The 17,450-nt window shown below is 72.6% G+C and carries 17 protein-coding genes; 10 read left to right on the top strand and 7 right to left on the bottom strand.

The genetic code is table 11. From position 1 onward, the window contains the following. Positions 1 to 7: 7 nt before the first annotated feature. The 5 genes from AB0C01_RS08680 to AB0C01_RS08660 are packed head-to-tail and all read right to left on the bottom strand — an operon-like array spanning position 8 to position 4,116. Positions 8 to 700 carry a CoA pyrophosphatase gene (locus AB0C01_RS08680; RefSeq protein WP_357252925.1) on the bottom strand — a complete coding sequence of 231 codons (693 nt, stop codon included), beginning with the start codon at positions 698 to 700 and terminating at the stop codon, positions 8 to 10. Continuing rightward, positions 697 to 1,389 carry a TlpA disulfide reductase family protein gene (locus tag AB0C01_RS08675; protein ID WP_357252927.1) on the bottom strand — a complete coding sequence of 231 codons (693 nt, stop codon included), beginning with the start codon at positions 1,387 to 1,389 and terminating at the stop codon, positions 697 to 699. Before AB0C01_RS08675 ends, AB0C01_RS08680 begins: the two co-directional genes overlap by 4 nt. Next, complete coding sequence (nth, locus tag AB0C01_RS08670) at positions 1,386 to 2,174, bottom strand: endonuclease III (RefSeq protein ID WP_357252930.1); 789 nt, start codon at positions 2,172 to 2,174, stop codon at positions 1,386 to 1,388. The genes AB0C01_RS08675 and nth overlap by 4 nt, the downstream gene beginning before the upstream one ends. A 41-nt stretch (positions 2,175 to 2,215) precedes the next feature. Further along, positions 2,216 to 3,397, bottom strand: coding sequence for a CapA family protein (locus AB0C01_RS08665; protein WP_357252932.1), 1,182 nt, complete (start codon positions 3,395 to 3,397; stop codon positions 2,216 to 2,218). A gap of 56 nt (positions 3,398 to 3,453) precedes the next feature. After that, entirely contained in the window at positions 3,454 to 4,116 is a 663-nt protein-coding gene (locus AB0C01_RS08660; RefSeq protein ID WP_357570769.1) for an adenosylcobinamide amidohydrolase, read from the bottom strand. 143 nt (positions 4,117 to 4,259) lie between these two features. Here AB0C01_RS08660 and AB0C01_RS08655 point away from each other — a divergent pair, with 143 nt between their 5' ends. From AB0C01_RS08655 to AB0C01_RS08615, 9 genes are all read left to right on the top strand, one after another. Further along, positions 4,260 to 4,937: a Crp/Fnr family transcriptional regulator gene (locus AB0C01_RS08655; RefSeq protein ID WP_110563686.1), complete on the top strand. Its 678-nt coding sequence runs from the start codon at positions 4,260 to 4,262 to the stop codon at positions 4,935 to 4,937. A gap of 136 nt (positions 4,938 to 5,073) precedes the next feature. Further along, positions 5,074 to 5,817 carry a metallophosphoesterase family protein gene (locus tag AB0C01_RS08650; protein ID WP_357570768.1) on the top strand — a complete coding sequence of 248 codons (744 nt, stop codon included), beginning with the start codon at positions 5,074 to 5,076 and terminating at the stop codon, positions 5,815 to 5,817. Between the two features lie 321 nt (positions 5,818 to 6,138). Further along, entirely contained in the window at positions 6,139 to 6,744 is a 606-nt protein-coding gene (locus AB0C01_RS08645; RefSeq protein ID WP_357570767.1) for a TetR/AcrR family transcriptional regulator, read from the top strand. A 38-nt stretch (positions 6,745 to 6,782) separates the two neighbouring features. Next, the gene (locus AB0C01_RS08640) at positions 6,783 to 7,580 is read left to right on the top strand and encodes a TIGR03084 family metal-binding protein (RefSeq protein ID WP_357570766.1); all 798 of its coding nucleotides are present in this window, start codon (positions 6,783 to 6,785) and stop codon (positions 7,578 to 7,580) included. Beyond that, entirely contained in the window at positions 7,577 to 9,277 is a 1,701-nt protein-coding gene (locus AB0C01_RS08635) for an acyclic terpene utilization AtuA family protein (protein ID WP_357570765.1), read from the top strand. Before AB0C01_RS08640 ends, AB0C01_RS08635 begins: the two co-directional genes overlap by 4 nt. Next, positions 9,274 to 10,470, top strand: a complete 1,197-nt coding sequence (locus tag AB0C01_RS08630; protein WP_357570764.1) for an acyl-CoA dehydrogenase family protein — start codon at positions 9,274 to 9,276, stop codon at positions 10,468 to 10,470. The genes AB0C01_RS08635 and AB0C01_RS08630 overlap by 4 nt, the downstream gene beginning before the upstream one ends. Positions 10,471 to 10,501: 31 nt before the next feature. Next, positions 10,502 to 12,103 (top strand): carboxyl transferase domain-containing protein, encoded by a 1,602-nt coding sequence (locus AB0C01_RS08625; RefSeq protein ID WP_357570763.1) that lies wholly within the window; start codon positions 10,502 to 10,504, stop codon positions 12,101 to 12,103. Between the two features lie 16 nt (positions 12,104 to 12,119). Next, positions 12,120 to 14,114 carry a biotin carboxylase N-terminal domain-containing protein gene (locus tag AB0C01_RS08620; RefSeq protein WP_357570762.1) on the top strand — a complete coding sequence of 665 codons (1,995 nt, stop codon included), beginning with the start codon at positions 12,120 to 12,122 and terminating at the stop codon, positions 14,112 to 14,114. A 13-nt stretch (positions 14,115 to 14,127) separates the two neighbouring features. Continuing rightward, entirely contained in the window at positions 14,128 to 15,291 is a 1,164-nt protein-coding gene (locus AB0C01_RS08615) for an acyl-CoA dehydrogenase (RefSeq protein ID WP_357570761.1), read from the top strand. On the opposite strand, the gene AB0C01_RS08610 is transcribed toward AB0C01_RS08615, so the two are convergent. Then, entirely contained in the window at positions 15,285 to 16,325 is a 1,041-nt protein-coding gene (locus AB0C01_RS08610; RefSeq protein WP_357570760.1) for a hypothetical protein, read from the bottom strand. The two genes, AB0C01_RS08615 and AB0C01_RS08610, sit on opposite strands and share 7 nt — an antisense overlap. Beyond that, positions 16,322 to 16,669, bottom strand: coding sequence for a PadR family transcriptional regulator (locus AB0C01_RS08605; protein ID WP_357570759.1), 348 nt, complete (start codon positions 16,667 to 16,669; stop codon positions 16,322 to 16,324). Before AB0C01_RS08605 ends, AB0C01_RS08610 begins: the two co-directional genes overlap by 4 nt. A gap of 70 nt (positions 16,670 to 16,739) precedes the next feature. On the opposite strand from AB0C01_RS08605, the gene AB0C01_RS08600 reads away from it, so the two are divergent. Beyond that, a complete protein-coding gene (locus tag AB0C01_RS08600; RefSeq protein ID WP_357570758.1) occupies positions 16,740 to 17,432 on the top strand; it encodes a hypothetical protein in 693 nt (230 codons plus the stop codon). Positions 17,433 to 17,450 lie beyond the last annotated feature (18 nt).

Below are 17,450 nucleotides of genomic sequence, written 5' to 3'. Positions count from 1 at the left end.
GGCGCGGTCAGCGCAGGGCACTCTCGTCGGCGTCGTCGGTGCCCGCCGACGGGGCTGGGGCCGCACCACTCGGCGGCAGCTCCACCACCCGCTCACGCGGCCACGGCCGAGCCCAGCCGCCCATCTCCAAGAGGGTGGCCAGCACCCCGGCGGTGAAGCCCCAGACGAGCATCCCCCGTGCGGAGAACGCCGGGCCGATCCAGCCGCTCGGGTGGCGGACCCGCAGCCGGTTGGCCGGGTCGACCAGCTCGCTCACCGGCAGACGGGCCACGTGCGCCACCTCGGCCGGCTCCCGGGGGTGCACCGGGTGCGGGTCGTGCCACCAGGCCAGCACCGGGGTGACCACGAAGTCGCTGACCGGGATCCACAGTTTCGGCAGCTCGGCCAGTACGGTCACGCTGGTCGGGTCGAGGCCGACCTCCTCGTTCGCCTCGCGCAGGGCGGTGGCCCGGACGTCGGCGTCCTCCGGGTCGGCCGCGCCCCCGGGAAAGGCCGGCTGGCCGGCGTGGGTACGCAGGGTGGCGGCGCGTTGCAGGACCAGCACGTCGGGGCCGACGCCGGGCTGCTCGCCGAGCAGCACCAGCACGGCGCTCTCCCGACCACCCTCGGCCGGAGTGGTCAGCCGGGTGAAGTCCTCGGCGCGGGCGGTGCCGAGCCGGGTCAGCAACGGCTCGATCCACTCGGGCGGTCGACGGGTCACGCGGGCACCGTCAGGCCGAGGTGCTTACGGACCAGTGCGGCGAGTTGGGCGTCGTCGAGCGCGCCGCTGGCTTCGATGTGCCGGACCTGACCGTCGGCGCCGACCAGAATGGTCATGGGGAAGAAGCTGCGCTCCAGCTTGCGTTGCAGCGCCTCACCCTGGTCGACCAGGATCGGGAACCGGATGCCGAAGTCCTCACCGATGGCCTGGGCGCCGCTGCGGCTGTCCCGACTGTTGACCCCGACCACCTGGAGCTGACCGGCGGCCCGCTCGCTGAGGCGTTGGAAGGCGGGCAGCTCCTTGCGGCACGGCGGGCACCAGGAGGCCCACACGTTGATCACCACCGGCCCGGCCACGTCCCGAAGGGCGACGGGCGCGCCGCCGGTGAAGCAGGACAGCGTCAGCTCCGGCAGCGCCCGACCGCCAGCGGCGGGGGCCGTCGCGCCGGCGCCGGTTGCGGAGACCGTCGCGTCGGGCGTGGCGGCGGGCGACGCGGGGGCAGTCGCGCCGGGTGTGGCGGAGCCGGGCGAGGCAGCCGCGGGTCGGGCGGTCAGCGTGGAACAGTCCCGGAACGGTGATGGTCGCTCGGCGGCGGCCCGGCGGGGGGCCGGATCGTCGGCGGCGCCGCTGGTGCAGCCGGCGAGGGTCAGCAGCAGCGGCAGGATCACCAGGGCGAGGCGGCGGTTCACGGCACCTCCGCGGCGACCGCCTGGGCGGGCACCAGCTCCGGGTCGACGCCGGCGGCCACCGCCAGGTCCCGCGCCCGAGGCCCCTTGAGCAGCTTCGCGGCGGCGGCGGGCTCGGTCGGGCCGGTGCCGTACGAGGGGCAGAGCTTCGCGAGCGTGCACGCGCCACAGGCCGGTTTGCGGGCATGGCAGACCCGCCGCCCGTGGAAGATGATCCGGTGCGACAGCATGGTCCAGTCGCGCTTCGGGTACAACGCGCCGATCGCATGCTCGATCTTGACCGGGTCGGTTTCGCTGGTCAGCCGCCACCGGTGGACCAGCCGCTGGAAGTGCGTGTCGACGGTGATGCCGGGAACGTCGAAGGCGTTGCCGAGGATCACGTTCGCGGTCTTACGGCCGATCCCGGGCAGCGTCACCAGGTCGGCGAGCCGGCCGGGGACACTGCCGTCGTACCGGTCGAGGAGGGCCTGGCCCAGCTTGATCAGCGAGTCGGTCTTGTTGCGGTAGAAGCCGGTGGGCCGGATCAGCTCCTCCATCTCGCCACGGTCGGCACCGGCGTACGCGGCGGCGCTCGGATAGCGGGCGAAGAGCTTCGGGGTGACCTCGTTGACCTTCTTGTCCGTGCACTGCGCGGAGAGGATCGTGGCGACGGACAGCTCCAGGGCGCTGGAGTGGTCCAGCTCGCAGTGCGCGTCGGGATGCGTCTCGGTCAGCACCCGGCCGATCTTGCGGGCGCGGCGGGTGCGCCCGAGGTCGGTCTCGCTGGCACCGGGGGGACTACTGGTCACGACGGTCAGCCTACGTCGCGCCCCGGACGTTCCCGCTCGGGTCAGCCGCCCGTTGGCGGGGAGATCTTGCCCTGCTCGTCGAACCGCGCGCCACTCTTCGGGAAGTCGCTCCCGCTCAGGTCGCCGATCAGGCCCAGACCCCTGTCGTTCGAGTCCATCGTCGGCTTACCGGCGTCGTTCATGTACGTCGAGGTGAACGAGCCACCGGCCCAGCTGCCGTCCGGCTTCAGCGAGACCTTGAGCACCCCGCCCCAGCCGAGGCGGCCATCGTTGCTCAGCGAGTTGCCGCCGCCGGCGAAGTTGCCCAGGCTGTACGCGATCAGCCGGCCCTGGTAGAACTCCATGCCGCGCAGCACGTGCGGCCCGTGTCCGACGATCAGGTCGGCGCCGGCGTCGATCATGGCGTGGGAGAACTTGACCGGATCACCCCGGTTCTCGCCCAGGAACATCTCGGTGCCCGGCTTCACCCGGGTCTTGTCCGCGCCCTCGCCACCCATGTGCACCTGCACCACGACCAAATCGGCCATGGTGGCGGCCTTGGCGACCACGGCCTTCGCCTCGGCGATGTCGACCAGGCTGTTGGACCAGACGTACGACGAGAAGCCGGCCACCGCGACCTTGACGCCCTTGACGTCGACCACGGTGATCTGGTCCGGCGCACCGGTGTGCTCCAGGTCGTACTTCTCCAGCGCCTGCTGGGTGTTCTCGTAGCCCTTCGGCCCGTAGTCGTAGCCGTGGTTGTTGGCCTGGTTGAGCACGTCGAAGCCGGCGTCGCGCAGGTGCGCGGCGTACTCCGGTGGGGCCCGGAACTGGAAGCAGCGGGTGGAGTTGGCACCGCACTTGCCGGTGCCGGTGTCCACGGTCAGCGGCTCTTCCAGATTGCCCATCACCAGGTCGGCCTTGAGCGCCTCGGTGACCGAGGTGAAGAAGCCCTTGCCACCGGCGGCGGGCAGCCGGCTCGGTGCGTTGCCCATGATGATGTCGCCGGTGGCGGACAGCGAGATCGCGCCGCCCGTGGCGGAGTCCGCCGGCCCGGTGGCCTCCGGGCCGGCCGCGGTCACCGGTGCGCCGGTGCCACCGCCGCCGGCACCGGGCTGCCAGACGGGAGCCTTCTCCCCGCCGGGGTCGCCGCAGCCGGCGACGAGCAGGGCGGCCAGCAGCCCGGCGAGGCCGAGCACGACGCGGCGACGCGGGCGGGACGCGAGAGAGGCGGGAGCATACATCGCTCGCGACCCTACCGGGCCGGCAACGCGCCGACGACAGCCGATCGGTCGGAAGTTCAGTCGGGAAGCTGCTCTGACCAGGGCACGACCGCCCGAGCACCCCCGGCGAGCACCGCCGCGTGCACCGCTCGGGCGAGCGGGGCGCCCCAGGTGGAGCGCGGCCCCCCGTACGCGGCCTCCGGCCCGTCGACCGGGCAGAGCACGGTGACCGCGTCGGTCGGGGTGCCGGTCCCCGGCAGTCCGAGGTCGGTGATCGCCTGGGTCTTCGCCTCGGTCGCCGTGGCCACCGCGTTGATCAGTGCCGAGTCGGCGAGTCGGGCTGGCACGTACACCACGATGTTGACCGTGCCGACCCGCTGGACGAGCCCGGCCGGAGCCGGCGCGGCCGCGCGCACCGGCGTGCCGAGCCCGACCGTCGCCCAGGCCCGGACCCCGGTGTCGGCCCGGGCCACCACCTCGGCCACGTCGACGCCGGTCAGCAGACCAACGCCGGGTCCGTCGAGGGCGAGGTCGGCGGCGAGCGCGGTCAGGTGGGCGGCCGGGTCGTCCCGGTCGTACGACATCGGCACTGTCGCGTTCAGCACCCAGTGCCGGGCGCCGATTCCACCGCCCAGCGGGCCGCTGCTGACGGCCCGCAGAGGTCCGTCGGCGCGCCAGACGAGCAGCGGAATGTCCCACCCGTCCTCGGAGCGACTGGTCAGAGTTGGCTCGCTCAGCACGTCGGGCAGGTTACGCCCAACGATCAAGATTCCAGGGGCGACCTCTGATTCAAGCTCATGTGCGCCTAGACTTGGCGGCGCGCGAGGGGATCAGCGGACGGCGGACCCGGCCGACGGACGGCACGCGCAACCGGAGGTGCGCGATGGACGAGGTACTGGCCCGCAGCGGGATCTTCCAGGGTGTCGACCCGGAAGCTGCCGAGGCGCTTGCCAAGGAGATGGAGACGATCGAAGTCCGCAAGGGCGAGATCGTTTTCAATGAGGGCGAGCCCGGTGACAGCCTCTATATCCTGCTGTCCGGGAAGATCAAGGTTGGTCGCCGCGCAGCGGACGGCCGGCAGAACCTGATCGCGGTGATGGGGCCCTCGGACATGGTCGGTGAGCTGTCGCTCTTCGACCCGGGTCCGCGTACGGCGACCGCCACCGCGGTAACGGACACCCGGCTCGTACGACTGCGCAAGCAGGCGCTGCGGCCGTGGCTGGCCAACCGCCCGGAGATCGCCGAGCAACTGCTCCGGGTGCTCGCCCGGCGGCTGCGCCGGACGAACGACTCGCTCGCCGACCTGATCTTCACGGACGTGCCGGGTCGGGTCGCGAAGAACCTGCTCCAGATGGCCGGTCGGTTCGGCACCCGCGACGGTGGCGTCCTGCGGGTGACCCACGACCTCACCCAGGAGGAGATCGCCCAGCTCGTCGGCGCCTCCCGGGAGACGGTCAACAAGGCGCTCGCCGACTTCGCCTCGCGTGGCTGGCTGCGACTGGACGGCAAGAGCATCATCATCCTGGACCCGGAGCGCCTGGCCCGGCGCGCCCGCGTCTGACCCGGCGCGCCGGGCTACCACCCCGGCGCCCGCGACGTTCCGGCCCGGCCCGCAGCACGCGGACCGGGCCGGATTTCTTCGTCTGCCCGCCGCAGATTCGCTGGACCCGGCTCGGCGCCAGCGTCAGGGTGGGCTGATGCCGAATCGAGTCGCTGTCCTCTCCGACATCCACGGTGTGCTGCCCGCGCTGGAGGCCGTGCTGGCCGAGCCGGACGTCGCCACCGCCGATCTGATCGTGCTCACCGGGGACATCGCGGCCGGTCCACAACCGGTCGAGGTGTTGGACCTGCTCGCTGATCTCGGCGACCGGGTCTGCTGGGTCGGCGGCAACTGCGAGCGCGAGCTGGTCGAGGCCCGCGCCGGCCGCCCCGCCTCCATCGAGGTGTCGAACTGGGCCGCCGAGCAGCTCCGCGACGACCAACTGGATCGGCTGGCCGCACTCCCGCTGACGGTGACCCTGGAGATCGACGGCCTCGGACCGACGTTGTTCTGCCACGCCACCCCGCGCGACGACGAGGAGGTCGTCCTCGTCGACACCCGGATGGAGCGCTGGGCGGAGGTGTTCGCCGAGGTGCCGGCCGAGGTGACGACGGTGGCCTGCGGCCACACCCACATGCCCTTCACCCGGCTGGTCGATCGACGTCTGGTGGTCAACCCGGGCAGCATCGGCATGCCGTACGGCGGCGCGGGGGCGCACTGGGCGCTGCTCGGGCCGGGCGTCCAGCTCCGCCGTACCCGCTTCGACGTCGATGCCGCCTGCGCGCGGGTGGCCGCCGAGTCGACCTTCCCGGACGCCGCCGAGTGGGCCGACGAATTCCTGCGGTCCCGGCACAGTGACGCCGAGGCGCTCGCTGTCTTCGCTCCCCGCGACGGCCGCTGAAGCCGGTCTGTCCCGACCTGCGGCTGCTCTTCCGGGACACGGTGGGGACGGCTGTCATGGAACGAGTGAGCGCCGGCCGCGATGTCGGCGTCCACCGGCCCGGTCGTGATCCGGGCCGGCCGGCCGCCCTGGGTGGCGGGTGACCGTGACAGACGAAAATGCCGCTACCTCGTGCGGCTCGAACCAGGACAACCGCCGCAACCAGGACGATGCTCGGACCTGGCCGCTGACCGGTACGGCATCGACGCCTCGGCGGCGAGCCGAACGACGGCCAAAAAAGTCAGTCTTGACTGTTTGTTTCCGAGGCCGCAGGCTGGTCCGGTGCCCACCGCATCGACGCGCGTCCCTCAGCAGGAGCGCAGCCGCGCCACCCGGGCCCGCCTGCTGGAGGCGACAGTCGACTGCCTGATCGAGCACGGCTGGTCCGGCACCACGACCACCGTCGTCGCCGCGCGGGCCGGTGTCTCGCGCGGTGCCCAACTGCACCACTACCCGACGAAGGCGGCACTGGTGACAGCCGCCGTGGCCCATCTCGCCGAGCGGCGGGCCGTCGAGCTGCGCACCGAGGCCGAGGCGTTGCCGGCCGGCCCGCAGCGGTTGGACCGGGTGATCGACCTGCTCGGCGTGGCGTTCACCGGGCCACTGTTCGTGGCCGCCCTCGAACTCTGGGTCGCCGCCCGCACGGACCAGGAACTCCGCGACGCCCTGGTGCCGCTGGAGGCGACTGTCGGCCGGGAGATGCACCGCCTCACCGTGGCCCTACTCGGTGTCGACGAGCGTCGACCCGGTGTCCGCGAGGCGGTCCAGGCCACTCTCGACCTGCTCCGCGGGCTCGGGGTGGCCAACCTGCTCAACGACGACTCGGCCCGCCGTACCGCCCTGCTGAGCACCTGGAAGCGCCAACTCGCCACCCTGCTCACGCCCTGACCGCTGGCCGCGCCGGCCACAACCGACCGGAGGCACCCATGGTCGATCTCACCGACCTGCTCGCGGATCTGGCCGCCGAGTCCGCCCAACTGGACAGCCTGGTGGCGCCGTTACCGGCGACCGACTGGGCTCGACCGACCCTCGCGGCGGGCTGGAGCATCGGGCACCAGATCGCCCACCTCGCCTGGACCGATCACATGTCGCTGCTGGCGGCCACCGACACCGAGGCGTTCTTCGCGGCGGTGACCGCCGCGCCGGACCCGACCCGCATGGTCGATGACGGCGCCGAAGAGTTCCTCGCCCCGCCAGTCGAGCTGCTCGCCCGCTGGCGGGCCGGCCGGGCGGCGCTCGCCGACGCGCTGGCCGCCGTCCCGTCCGGCGAGAAACTGCAGTGGTTCGGCACCCGGATGTCGGCCACCTCGATGGCGACCGCCCGGATCATGGAGACCTGGGCGCACGGCGAGGACGTGGCCGACACGCTCGGCGTCGTCCGACCCGCGAGCGACCGACTCCGGCACGTCGCGCACCTCGGTGTGCGTACCCTCGGGCACGGGTTCGCCGCCCACGGCCGGGACATACCGACGACGCCGGTCCGGGTCGAGTTGGTCGGGCCCGGCGGCGACGTCTGGACCTGGGGTCCGGCGGACGCCGCCGACCGGCTGAGCGGCCCCGCCCTGGACTTCTGCCTGCTGGTCACCCAGCGCCGACACCGCGCGGACCTGGCCCTGGTCGCCACCGGGCCGGTCGCCGACGAGTGGCTCGACGTGGCGCAGGCGTTCGCCGGGCCGCCCGGCGACGGCCGGCAGCCGGCCGGCGGGAAGGGGACGCCGGCATGATCCGGATCGGCAACGCCTCCGGTTTCTACGGGGACCGGTTCACCGCCTGGCAGGAGATGCTCGACGGCGGCGAGCTGGACGTGCTGACCGGTGACTACCTGGCCGAGTTGACCATGCTGATCCTCGCCCGGGACCGGCTGCGCGACCCCGACCTGGGGTACGCGAAGACGTTCCTGCGTCAACTGGAGACGTGCCTCGGCACCGCCCTGGAACGGGGGGTGCGGATCGTGACCAACGCCGGCGGGTTGAACCCGGCCGGCCTGGCCGCCGCCATCACCGCCCTCGCCGTCCGGCTGGGCCTGCCGGCCCGCGTCGGGTACGTCGAGGGCGACGCCCTCCAGCGCCCGGACGCGTTGAGCGCGAACGCCTACCTCGGCGCGTTCGGCATCGCAGCGTGCCTCGACGGCGGTGCGGACGTGGTGGTCACCGGTCGCGTCACCGACGCGTCGCTCGTCGTCGGCCCGGCCATCGCCCGGTACGGCTGGGGCCGCGACGACCTCGACGAGCTGGCCGGGGCGACCGTCGCGGGGCACCTCGTCGAGTGCGGCGCACAGGTCACCGGTGGCAACTTCAGCTTCTTCACGGAGCTGCCCGACGGCGGCCACCGGCCCGGCTTTCCGATCGCCGAGGTGCACGCCGACGGCTCGACGGTGCTCACCAAGCATGCGGGCACCGGTGGCGCCGTCACCGTGGAGACGGTCACCGCGCAGCTGCTCTACGAGATCGGTGGACCGGCGTACCTGGGGCCGGATGTGGTGACCCGACTGGACACGGTGACGCTGCGCCAGGACGGGCCGGACCGGGTGCGGGTCTCCGGTGTCCGGGGTACGCCGCCACCGCCCACGCTCAAGGTGGGCGTCAACAACCTCGGCGGCTTCCGCAACTCGATGACCTTCGTCCTCTGCGGACTCGACATCGAGGCGAAGGCGGCCCTGGTCCGGGGTCAGGTCGAGGAGGCGGTGGGGAAGGACGGGCTGGAGTTCACGCTGGCCCGGACCGACCACGTGGACGCCGCCGACACCGAGACCGCGAGTGCCCTGCTGCACGTACACCTGCGGGACGGCGACCGGACGCGGGCCGGACGGGCCTTCTCGGCCGCCGCGGTGGAGCTGGCGCTGGCCTCGTACCCGGGCTGCACACTGACCACCCTGCCGGGTGACGCGACCCCGTACGGCGTCTTCACCGCCGACTCGACGCCGCAGGACGCGGTGGCGCACGTCGCGGTGCTGCCCGATGGTCAACGGGTGCCGATCGCCCCACCGATCCGCACCGCCGCCGTTCCGGCGGACGAGACAGTCCCGTACGACGGCACGGCGGTTGGCGGACCGACGCGGCGCGGCGTGCTCGGCGAGCTGGTCGGCGCACGCTCCGGGGACAAGGGTGGGGATGCCAACCTCGGTGTCTGGGCACGGACCGAAGCCGGGTACGCGTGGCTGCGCGCCTGGCTGACCGTCGAGCGGCTGGCCGAGCTGTTGCCGGAGACCGCGCCGCTGCCGGTACGGCGCTACGAACTGCCGAACCTGCGCGCGGTCAACTTCGTGATCGAGGGTCTGCTCGGGGCCGGGGTGGCCGCGTCCACCCGGTTCGACCCGCAGGCCAAGGCGCTCGGTGAGCTGCTGCGCGCCCGGATCGTCGACCTGCCCGCCGAGGTGCTGCCCGGGGCAGCTCCGCAGTCGCGAACAGGGGGAGCACGGTGAGCATCGTGGACACCCCGGAGCGGCGGCACCTGCGCGAGTTGACCCGGGCCTTCGTGACCCGGGAGGTGCTGCCGCACCTGGACGACTGGGAGCGGGCCGGCGAGGTGCCCCGGTCACTGCACGCGACCGCCGCGAAGCTCGGTCTGCTCGGCATCGGCTTTCCCGAGTCGGTCGGCGGCAGCGGCGGGGATCTGCTCGACTCGATCATCGTGACCGAGGAGCTGATCCGCTCCGGCGGCTCGTCCGGCCTGGTGGCGGCCCTGTTCACGCATGGCATCGCGCTGCCGCACATGACGGCGGCGGCCGGGACCCGCTCCGGTGGCTCGCTGGGCGGCCGGCTTGGCGGCACCGCGTCCCCGGGCGACGACAGCCTGATCGAGCGGTACGTCCGCCCCACCCTGGCCGGCACGATGATCGGCGCGCTGGCCATCACCGAGCCGGACAGTGGTTCGGACGTGGCCGGCATCCGCACCACCGCCCGCCGGGACGGCGACCACTACGTGGTGAACGGGTCGAAGACGTACATCACCAGCGGGCATCGGGCCGACTTCGTCACCACGGCGGTGTGCACCGACTTTCCCGGCAGCGGCGAACTCACCCTGCTGGTCATCGACAAGGGGCTGCCCGGGTTCACCGTGGGACGCCGGCTGGAGAAGCTGGGCTGGCACTGCTCGGACACCGCCGAGCTGTCGTTCGTCGACGTGCGGGTGCCGGTCGCCAATCGGATCGGCGCGGAGAACACCGGATTCCTGGCGATCATGCAGCACTTCGCCACCGAGCGGCTCTCGTTGGCGACCCAGGCGTACGCGACCGCGCAGCGCTGCGTCGAGCTGGCGACGCGCTGGTGTCGGGACCGGGAGACCTTCGGGCGTCCGCTGGCCAGTCGGCAACTGATCCGGCACCGGTTGGCCGAGATGCACACCCGGGCCGAGGCGGCCCGGTCGTACGTGCACGAGGTGGCCACCCGGGTCGCCGCGGGCGAGCCGGTGGTGACCGAGGTGGCGATGGCGAAGAACGTGGCGGTGGCCGCCTGCGACCAGGTCGTGGACCAGGCGTTGCAACTGCACGGCGGCTTCGGCTACCTGCGCGACGCCGAGGTGGAGCGGCACTACCGGGACGCCCGGATCCTCGGCATCGGCGGCGGCACCACCGAGATCATGAACGAGATCATCGCGAAGGGCATGGGCCTGTGAGCGCCCCGCAGTCGCGAACGAGGGAGGCACAGTGACCATCCTGGACAGCGCGGTCGACCCGTCCGCACCGGCGTACGCGGCGAACCGCGCGGCACTGCTGGAGCGGCTGGCCGAGCTGGATGCCGCGCTGGACCAGGCGCGGGCGGGCGGTGGCGAGAAGTACGTGGCCCGGCACCACGGGCGCGGCAAGCTGCTCCCCCGGGAACGGATCGAGCTGCTGGTGGACGCCGACAGCCCGTTCCTGGAGTTGTCGCCGGTCGCCGCGTACGGCACGGACTTCCCGGTCGGGGCCAGCGTGGTCACCGGCATCGGGGTGGTCGAGGGTGTGGAGTGCCTGATCGTCGCCAACGACCCGACGGTACGCGGTGGCGCGGTGAACCCGTGGTCTCTCGCGAAGACCCGGCGGGCCGGTGAGATCGCCCTGGCCAACCGGCTGCCGATGGTCAATCTGGTGGAGTCGGCCGGGGCGGACCTGCCCACCCAGGCGGAGATCTTCATCCCGGGCGGTCGGGTGTTCCGGGACCTGACCCGGCTCTCGGCGGCGGGCATCCCGACGGTCAGCGTGGTCTTCGGTAACGCCACGGCCGGTGGTGCGTACGTGCCGGGAATGTCCGACCACGTGATCATGATTCGGGACCGGTCGCAGGTCTACCTGGCCGGGCCGCCGCTCGTGAAGATGGCGACCGGCGAGGTCACCGACGACGAGTCACTGGGCGGTGCGGCGATGCACGCCGGCACGTCCGGGCTCGCCGACTACCTGGCCGCCGACGAGCGGGACGGCATCCGGCTGGCCCGGCAGTGCGTACGCCGGTTGAACTGGCGCAAGCACGGCCCGGCGCCGCGGACGGCGGTGCCGCAGCCGCCGAAGTACGACCCGGAGGAACTCCTCGGCATCACCAGCGCCGACCTGAAGGTGCCGTTCGATCCCCGCGAGGTGCTGGCCCGGATCCTGGACGGCAGCGACTTCGACGAGTTCAAGCCGGCGTACGGGGACGCGCTGGTCACCGGCTGGGGTGAACTGCACGGGTACCCGGTGGGTGTGCTGGCCAACGCCCGGGGGGTGCTGTTCAGCGCGGAGGCGCAGAAGGCGGCCCAGTTCATCCAGCTCGCGAACGCCTCGGACACGCCGCTGATCTTCCTCCAGAACACCACCGGCTACATGGTCGGCACCGAGTACGAGCAGCGCGGCATCATCAAGCACGGCGCGCTGATGATCAATGCGGTGTCCAACTCGACGGTGCCGCACCTGACGGTGAACCTGGGCGCCTCGTACGGGGCCGGCAACTACGGCATGTGCGGGCGGGCGTACGAGCCGAGGTTCCTGTTCACCTGGCCGAACGCGAAGTCGGCGGTGATGGGTCCGGCACAGCTCGCCGGGGTGCTGTCGATCGTGGCCCGGCAGGCCGCCGCCGCCCGGGGACGCTCCTTCGACGAGGAGTCCGACGCCGCGATGCGGATGATGGTCGAGCAGCAGATCGAGTCGCAGTCGGGAGCGCTCTTCCTCTCCGGTCGGCTCTACGACGACGGGGTGATCGACCCTCGGGACACGCGTACCGTCCTCGGGCTCTGCCTCTCGGCGATCCACAACGGACCGGTGAAGGGCGCCGACGGTTTCGGCGTCTTCCGGATGTAGGGGGGCGAAGCCGACGATGATCACCAAATTGCTCGTGGCCAACCGGGGGGAGATCGCCCGCCGGGTCTTCGCGACCTGCCGGGCGCTCGGTGTGCAGACGGTGGCCGTGTACTCGGACGGGGACGCCGACGCGCCGTTCGCCACCGAGGCCGACCAGGCGGTCCGGCTGCCCGGGGACTCGCCCGCCGAGACGTACCTGCGGGTCGAGTTGATCCTGGACGCGGCCCGGCGGTGCGGCGCGGACGCCGTCCACCCGGGGTACGGCTTCCTCGCCGAGAACGCCGACTTCGCGGCGGCGGTGACCGACGCGGGACTGACCTGGGTCGGCCCGCCGGCCAAGGTGATCGCCGTGATGGGCGACAAGCTCGCCGCGAAAGGGCTGCTCGCCGAGGCCGGCGTGCCGATGCTGCCCAGTTGGACCGACACCGGCGCGGTCACCGACTTCCCGGTCCTGGTGAAGGCGTCCGCCGGTGGTGGCGGGCGGGGGATGCGGATCGTCCGGGGGGCCGACGAACTGGCCGACGCCGTCGCGTCCGCGCGCCGCGAGGCGGCTGCCGCGTTCGGCGACGGCACGGTCTTCATCGAGCGGTACGTCGAGCGCGGCCGGCACGTCGAGGTGCAGATCTTCGGGGACACCCACGGCCGGGTGGTGGCTCTCGGTGACCGGGAGTGCTCCATCCAACGCCGGCACCAGAAGATCGTCGAGGAGGCCCCGGCTGTCGTTCCGGAGCGGGTGCGCACGGCGTTGCACGAGGCCGCGGTGGCCGCCGGTCGCGCGGTCGACTACGTCGGGGCGGGCACTGTGGAGTTCCTGCTCGCCCCGGGTGGCGAGATCTTCTTCCTGGAGATGAACACCCGTCTCCAGGTGGAGCACCCGGTCACCGAGCTGTGCACCGGTCTGGACCTGGTGGGGTTGCAACTGCTCGTCGCCGAGGGCGAGCCGCTGCCGGCGACCCTGCCGGTCGGCACCGGGCACGCGATCGAGGTACGCCTGTGCGCCGAGGACGCCGGGGCGGGTTGGCGGCCGGCGACCGGCACCCTGCACCGGTTCGCGGTCCCCCAGGTGACGACCGAGTTCGGTGGGCTGGACCGACCGGGGCTGCGGCTCGACTCGGGGGTGGTGGCCGGCTCGGTGGTCGGCGTGCACTACGACTCGATGCTGGCGAAGCTGATCGCCTGGGGTCGCACCCGGACGGAGGCGACCCGACTGCTGTCCACCGCGCTGACCCGGGCCGAGCTGCACGGGGTGACCACCAACCGGGACCTGCTGGTCCGGGTGCTGCGCAGTCAGGCGTTCGCCGCCGTGGAGATCGACACCGGGTTCCTGGATCGGCATCCGGAGGTCTTCGCCCCGCTGCTGCCCGCCGACCGGCTCCCGGTGGTGGCGCTCGCCGCGGCGCTCGCCGCGGCCGCCGGCCGTCGCGCCGAGGCGAAGGTGCTGGCCGGGTTGCCGTCGGGCTGGCGGAACGTGCCGGCCGTCCCGCAGGTCACCCGGTTCGGTGGTCCGGACGGCGAGGTCGAGGTCCGCTACCGGTTGGACCGCGTGGGTCGGCTCGCCGAGTGGTCCGCCGACCCGACCGCCACCAGCCCCGCCGCCGCTGGCCCTGCCGCCGGACCACCGGACGTGGCGCTTGTCGAGGCCAGCCCGGGTGGGGTGGTGCTCGACGTCGACGGGGTGCGGTGCGCGTACCGCGTCCACCGGGTGGGGTCGGCTGTCTTCGTGGACGGCCCGGACGGGGCGGCGAGCCTCGTCGAGTTGCCGCGTCTCCCGCTGCCCACGGCGGAGGTGGCGGCCGGGTCGCTGCTCGCGCCGCTACCCGGTGCGGTGACCCGGGTACACGTCCAGGTCGGCCAGCGGGTCGTGGCCGGCGAGCCGCTGCTCACCCTGGAAGCGATGAAGCTGGAACATCAGGTGCTCGCCCCGACCGACGGCGTGGTCACCGAACTGCCGGTGCCGGCCGGTGGTCAGGTGCGCACCGGTGCCGTGCTTGCCGTCATCGACATCTGTTGAGGAGGACCCCCTGATGACCTTCGACCTCACCCCTGAGCAGGACCAGCTTCGCGACGCCGTCCGGGCGCTCGGCCGTCGCTACGGCCACGGCTACTTCGTCGAGAAGGCGAAGGCCGGCGAGCACACGACCGAACTGTGGGCCGAGGCGGGACGGCTCGGCTACCTGGGGGTCAACATCCCCACCGAGTACGGCGGTGGCGGCGGTGGCATCACCGAGTTGGCGATCGTGTGCGAGGAGTTGGCGGCCGCCGGCTGCCCGTTGCTGCTGCTGGTGGTCTCCCCCGCCATCGCGGCCACCGTGCTCGCCCGGCACGGCACCGAGGAGCAGCGCAAGCGGCACCTGCCCGGCCTCGCCGACGGCTCCCAGAAGATCGTCTTCGCGATCACCGAGCCGGAGGCCGGTTCCAACTTCCACCGGCTCGGCACGGTGGCTCGCCGGGACGGTGACGGCTGGCTGCTCAACGGCCGCAAGTGCTACATCTCCGGCGTCGACGAGGCCGGCCACGTCCTGGTGGTGGCGCGTACCGAGGATTCATCCACCGGCAAGCTGAAGCCGGCGCTGTTCCTCGTGCCGGCCGACGCCGCCGGGCTGACCCGTTCCAAGCTGGACATGGAGATCGTGTCCCCGGAGAACCAGTTCCTGCTCTACCTGGACGACGTCCGGGTCCCCGCCGACGCGCTGCTCGGCGAGTCGCTGGACGCCGGGCTGCCGGCGCTCTTCGCCGGCCTCAACCCGGAGCGGATCACCGTGGCCGCGATGGGTGCCGGCACCGGCCGGTACGCCATCGAGCGGGCCAGCGAGTACACCGCAACCCGCAAGGTCTGGGGTGGCCGGAGCATCGGCTCCCACCAGGGGGTATCGCATCCCTTGGCGCACGCGGCGGTGCAGGTGGAGCTGGCCCGCCTGATGATCCAGAAGGCCGCCACCCTGTACGACGCCGGCCGCGACCTGGAGGCCGGGGTCGCCGGCAACATGGCCAAGTACGCGGCCGGGGAGGCAGCCGCGCTCGCCGTCGACACGGCCGTCCAGGCCCTCGGCGGGGCCGGCATGACCACCGAGTACGGGGTGGCGACCCTGCTCGGCGCGGTCCGGGCCGGCCGGATCGCACCGGTCAGTCGGGAGATGATCCTCAACTTCGTGGCCCAGCACGTCCTCGGTCAGGACAAGTCCTACTGAGCGCGGGTGATCGGTCTGCCTACGCCCTGCTGCGACCCAGCCCGCTCGCGGTGGTGCAGGATCGCCACGGCCACCGCGAAGAGCAACACGGGTGCCAGTACCAACGTCGACCACTGCGCCCAGGTGAGCGCGTCGGGGACACCGTCGTGGCTGGAGCGCTCCAGGTACGTCCCCGTGGTTCCGAGCCCCACCCGGGTGAGAAGCAGCGTGACCCCCACCGGGACGACGAGCGCGAGCAGGCGCAGTCGGAGCGCCGTCGGCGTCGACAGGACGACAAGGGCGAAGAGCAGGTACCCCGCGATCAACAGGATCGCCTCGACGCGGCCGACACCGCTGGTGAACATCCAGGTGCCGTAGATGGGCGACGTCGAAACGTCAGCGGCGGTCACCAGGGCGACGCTCGGCGCGCCGACGCTCACCACCGTCGCCGCCGCCAGTGTGCCGAGCCGCCAACGCCCGAGGACAGCCGTTATGGAACGGGGAGCGCGGAGGGCGAGGGCAAGCGGGACCATCGCGGCGAGCACGACGGGCCAGATGTCGAAGACCGTCGAATAATATCCGTAGGCCTCGGCGACCCGTACCACCTCGAACGCCACGCCGCCGACGGCGATCGCCGCCGCCGCCCGCCCCCATCCGAGTGCGGTGAACACCGCCACGACGAGCCACAGCGCCGCCAGGGGACCATGCGGCCAGAGGACGAACGGTTCACCGATCCCCTCCGGATAGCTCTGCGCGTACATGCTGAGGTGCAGCACCGGAACGCGCGCAGAGCGCACGAACAACAGCAGCGCGGCGATCAGGCCGAGCACCTGCGCCGCATCTCGCCACGCGTCGACCGAGAACCGGGCGCCTACCTGCCGGACGTGCGCCCGACACGCCCCGCCGAGCAGGGCGGACACGTCTCGCGCCAAGGGCCTGCGCTGGCCCGGTGCCGCGTCGTCAAGCAACACCCCGATCAGTTCGTCCTCGTACTGCCGCCGGTACGCGCGGGGGTAGCAGGCCAGCAGCGACCGGTAGACCTGGTGCAACGTCACGCCGCACCGCCTTCGACGAGGAGGCCGGCACGACGCAGCCGCACGCTCGCCGCGTCGGCGTTGCTCCGCAGGCGCGCCGACTCCTCGGCCAGGCGTTGCACCCCGGCGGCGGTGAGTCGGTAGTACCGCCGCAATCTGGACTGCACCTGTTCCTCGCGCTCGATGTCGATGAGGCCCTCGGTACGCAGCCGGTCCAGCGCCGCGTAGAGGGTGCCGGCGCGCAGGTCGACGCGCCCGTCGGAGATCCGGCGGACCTCGTCGAGGACGGCGTATCCGTGCCGTGGGGCCTCGACGAGCGCGGTGAGGATCAGATAGGTCGATTCGTGCAGGGAAGCCTTCGCCATGACCGCAGCATATACAGTCCGACTGTATATGCGGGCCCCGTCCGAGCGCGTCGTCGGAAATACTGAGCGGGTGCGCAACGACGTCGAGTTCGATCGGCTGGTAGACGGGCTCTACGCCGCTTTCGCCGACCACCCGATGCCCGCCGACATGGAGGCCTGCCCGCACTGCGTGGAGCCGGCGGACCTGGCCCTCTTCGCCAGCACCCCGCTGCGGCAACTGACCACCGACCAGATCGATGACTACCTGGGCAACCGGGGCACCTGGGGCGACGGGACCGAGGTGCCGCACCTGCTGCCCCGGCTGCTCGAGGCGGCCGCCAGTGGCGAGCTGTCGTACCTGCCGCCGGAGGCCGTCACCGGGCGGATGCGGGACCAGTGGCACGGCTGGCCGGCCGCCGAGCGGGCAGCCGTCGAGCGGTTCCTCCTCGGCTGGTGGCACCGGATCCTCGCGGAGTTCCCGTCCACCACCTCGGCCTGGGGCCTGCTGGAGGCGGTCGCCGAGCTGGAGATCGACCTCGGGCCGTACCTGGCCGAGTTCACGGCCATCCCCGGCGAGGCCACCGCGCGGCACCTGGCCGAGGTCGTCGAGGGTCTGTCACACCACGGTCCCCTGCCCGACCGGGCGCAGGAGTCGATGCGGCGCTGGTTGGCCGGCGCGACGCCCACCGACGTGCTGTGGACCGCCGCCATCACCTCGACCAACCCCCAGGTCGCCGACGAGTTGGCCGACGCCGCCGACGCGACAGCACGTCTGTCGCACTGATCGGCCGGCCACCCGTCG

This window comes from Micromonospora sp. NPDC048905, from assembly GCF_040649655.1.
Classification (GTDB): domain Bacteria; phylum Actinomycetota; class Actinomycetes; order Mycobacteriales; family Micromonosporaceae; genus Micromonospora.
This window is presented reverse-complemented; position numbering and strand designations above follow the sequence as displayed.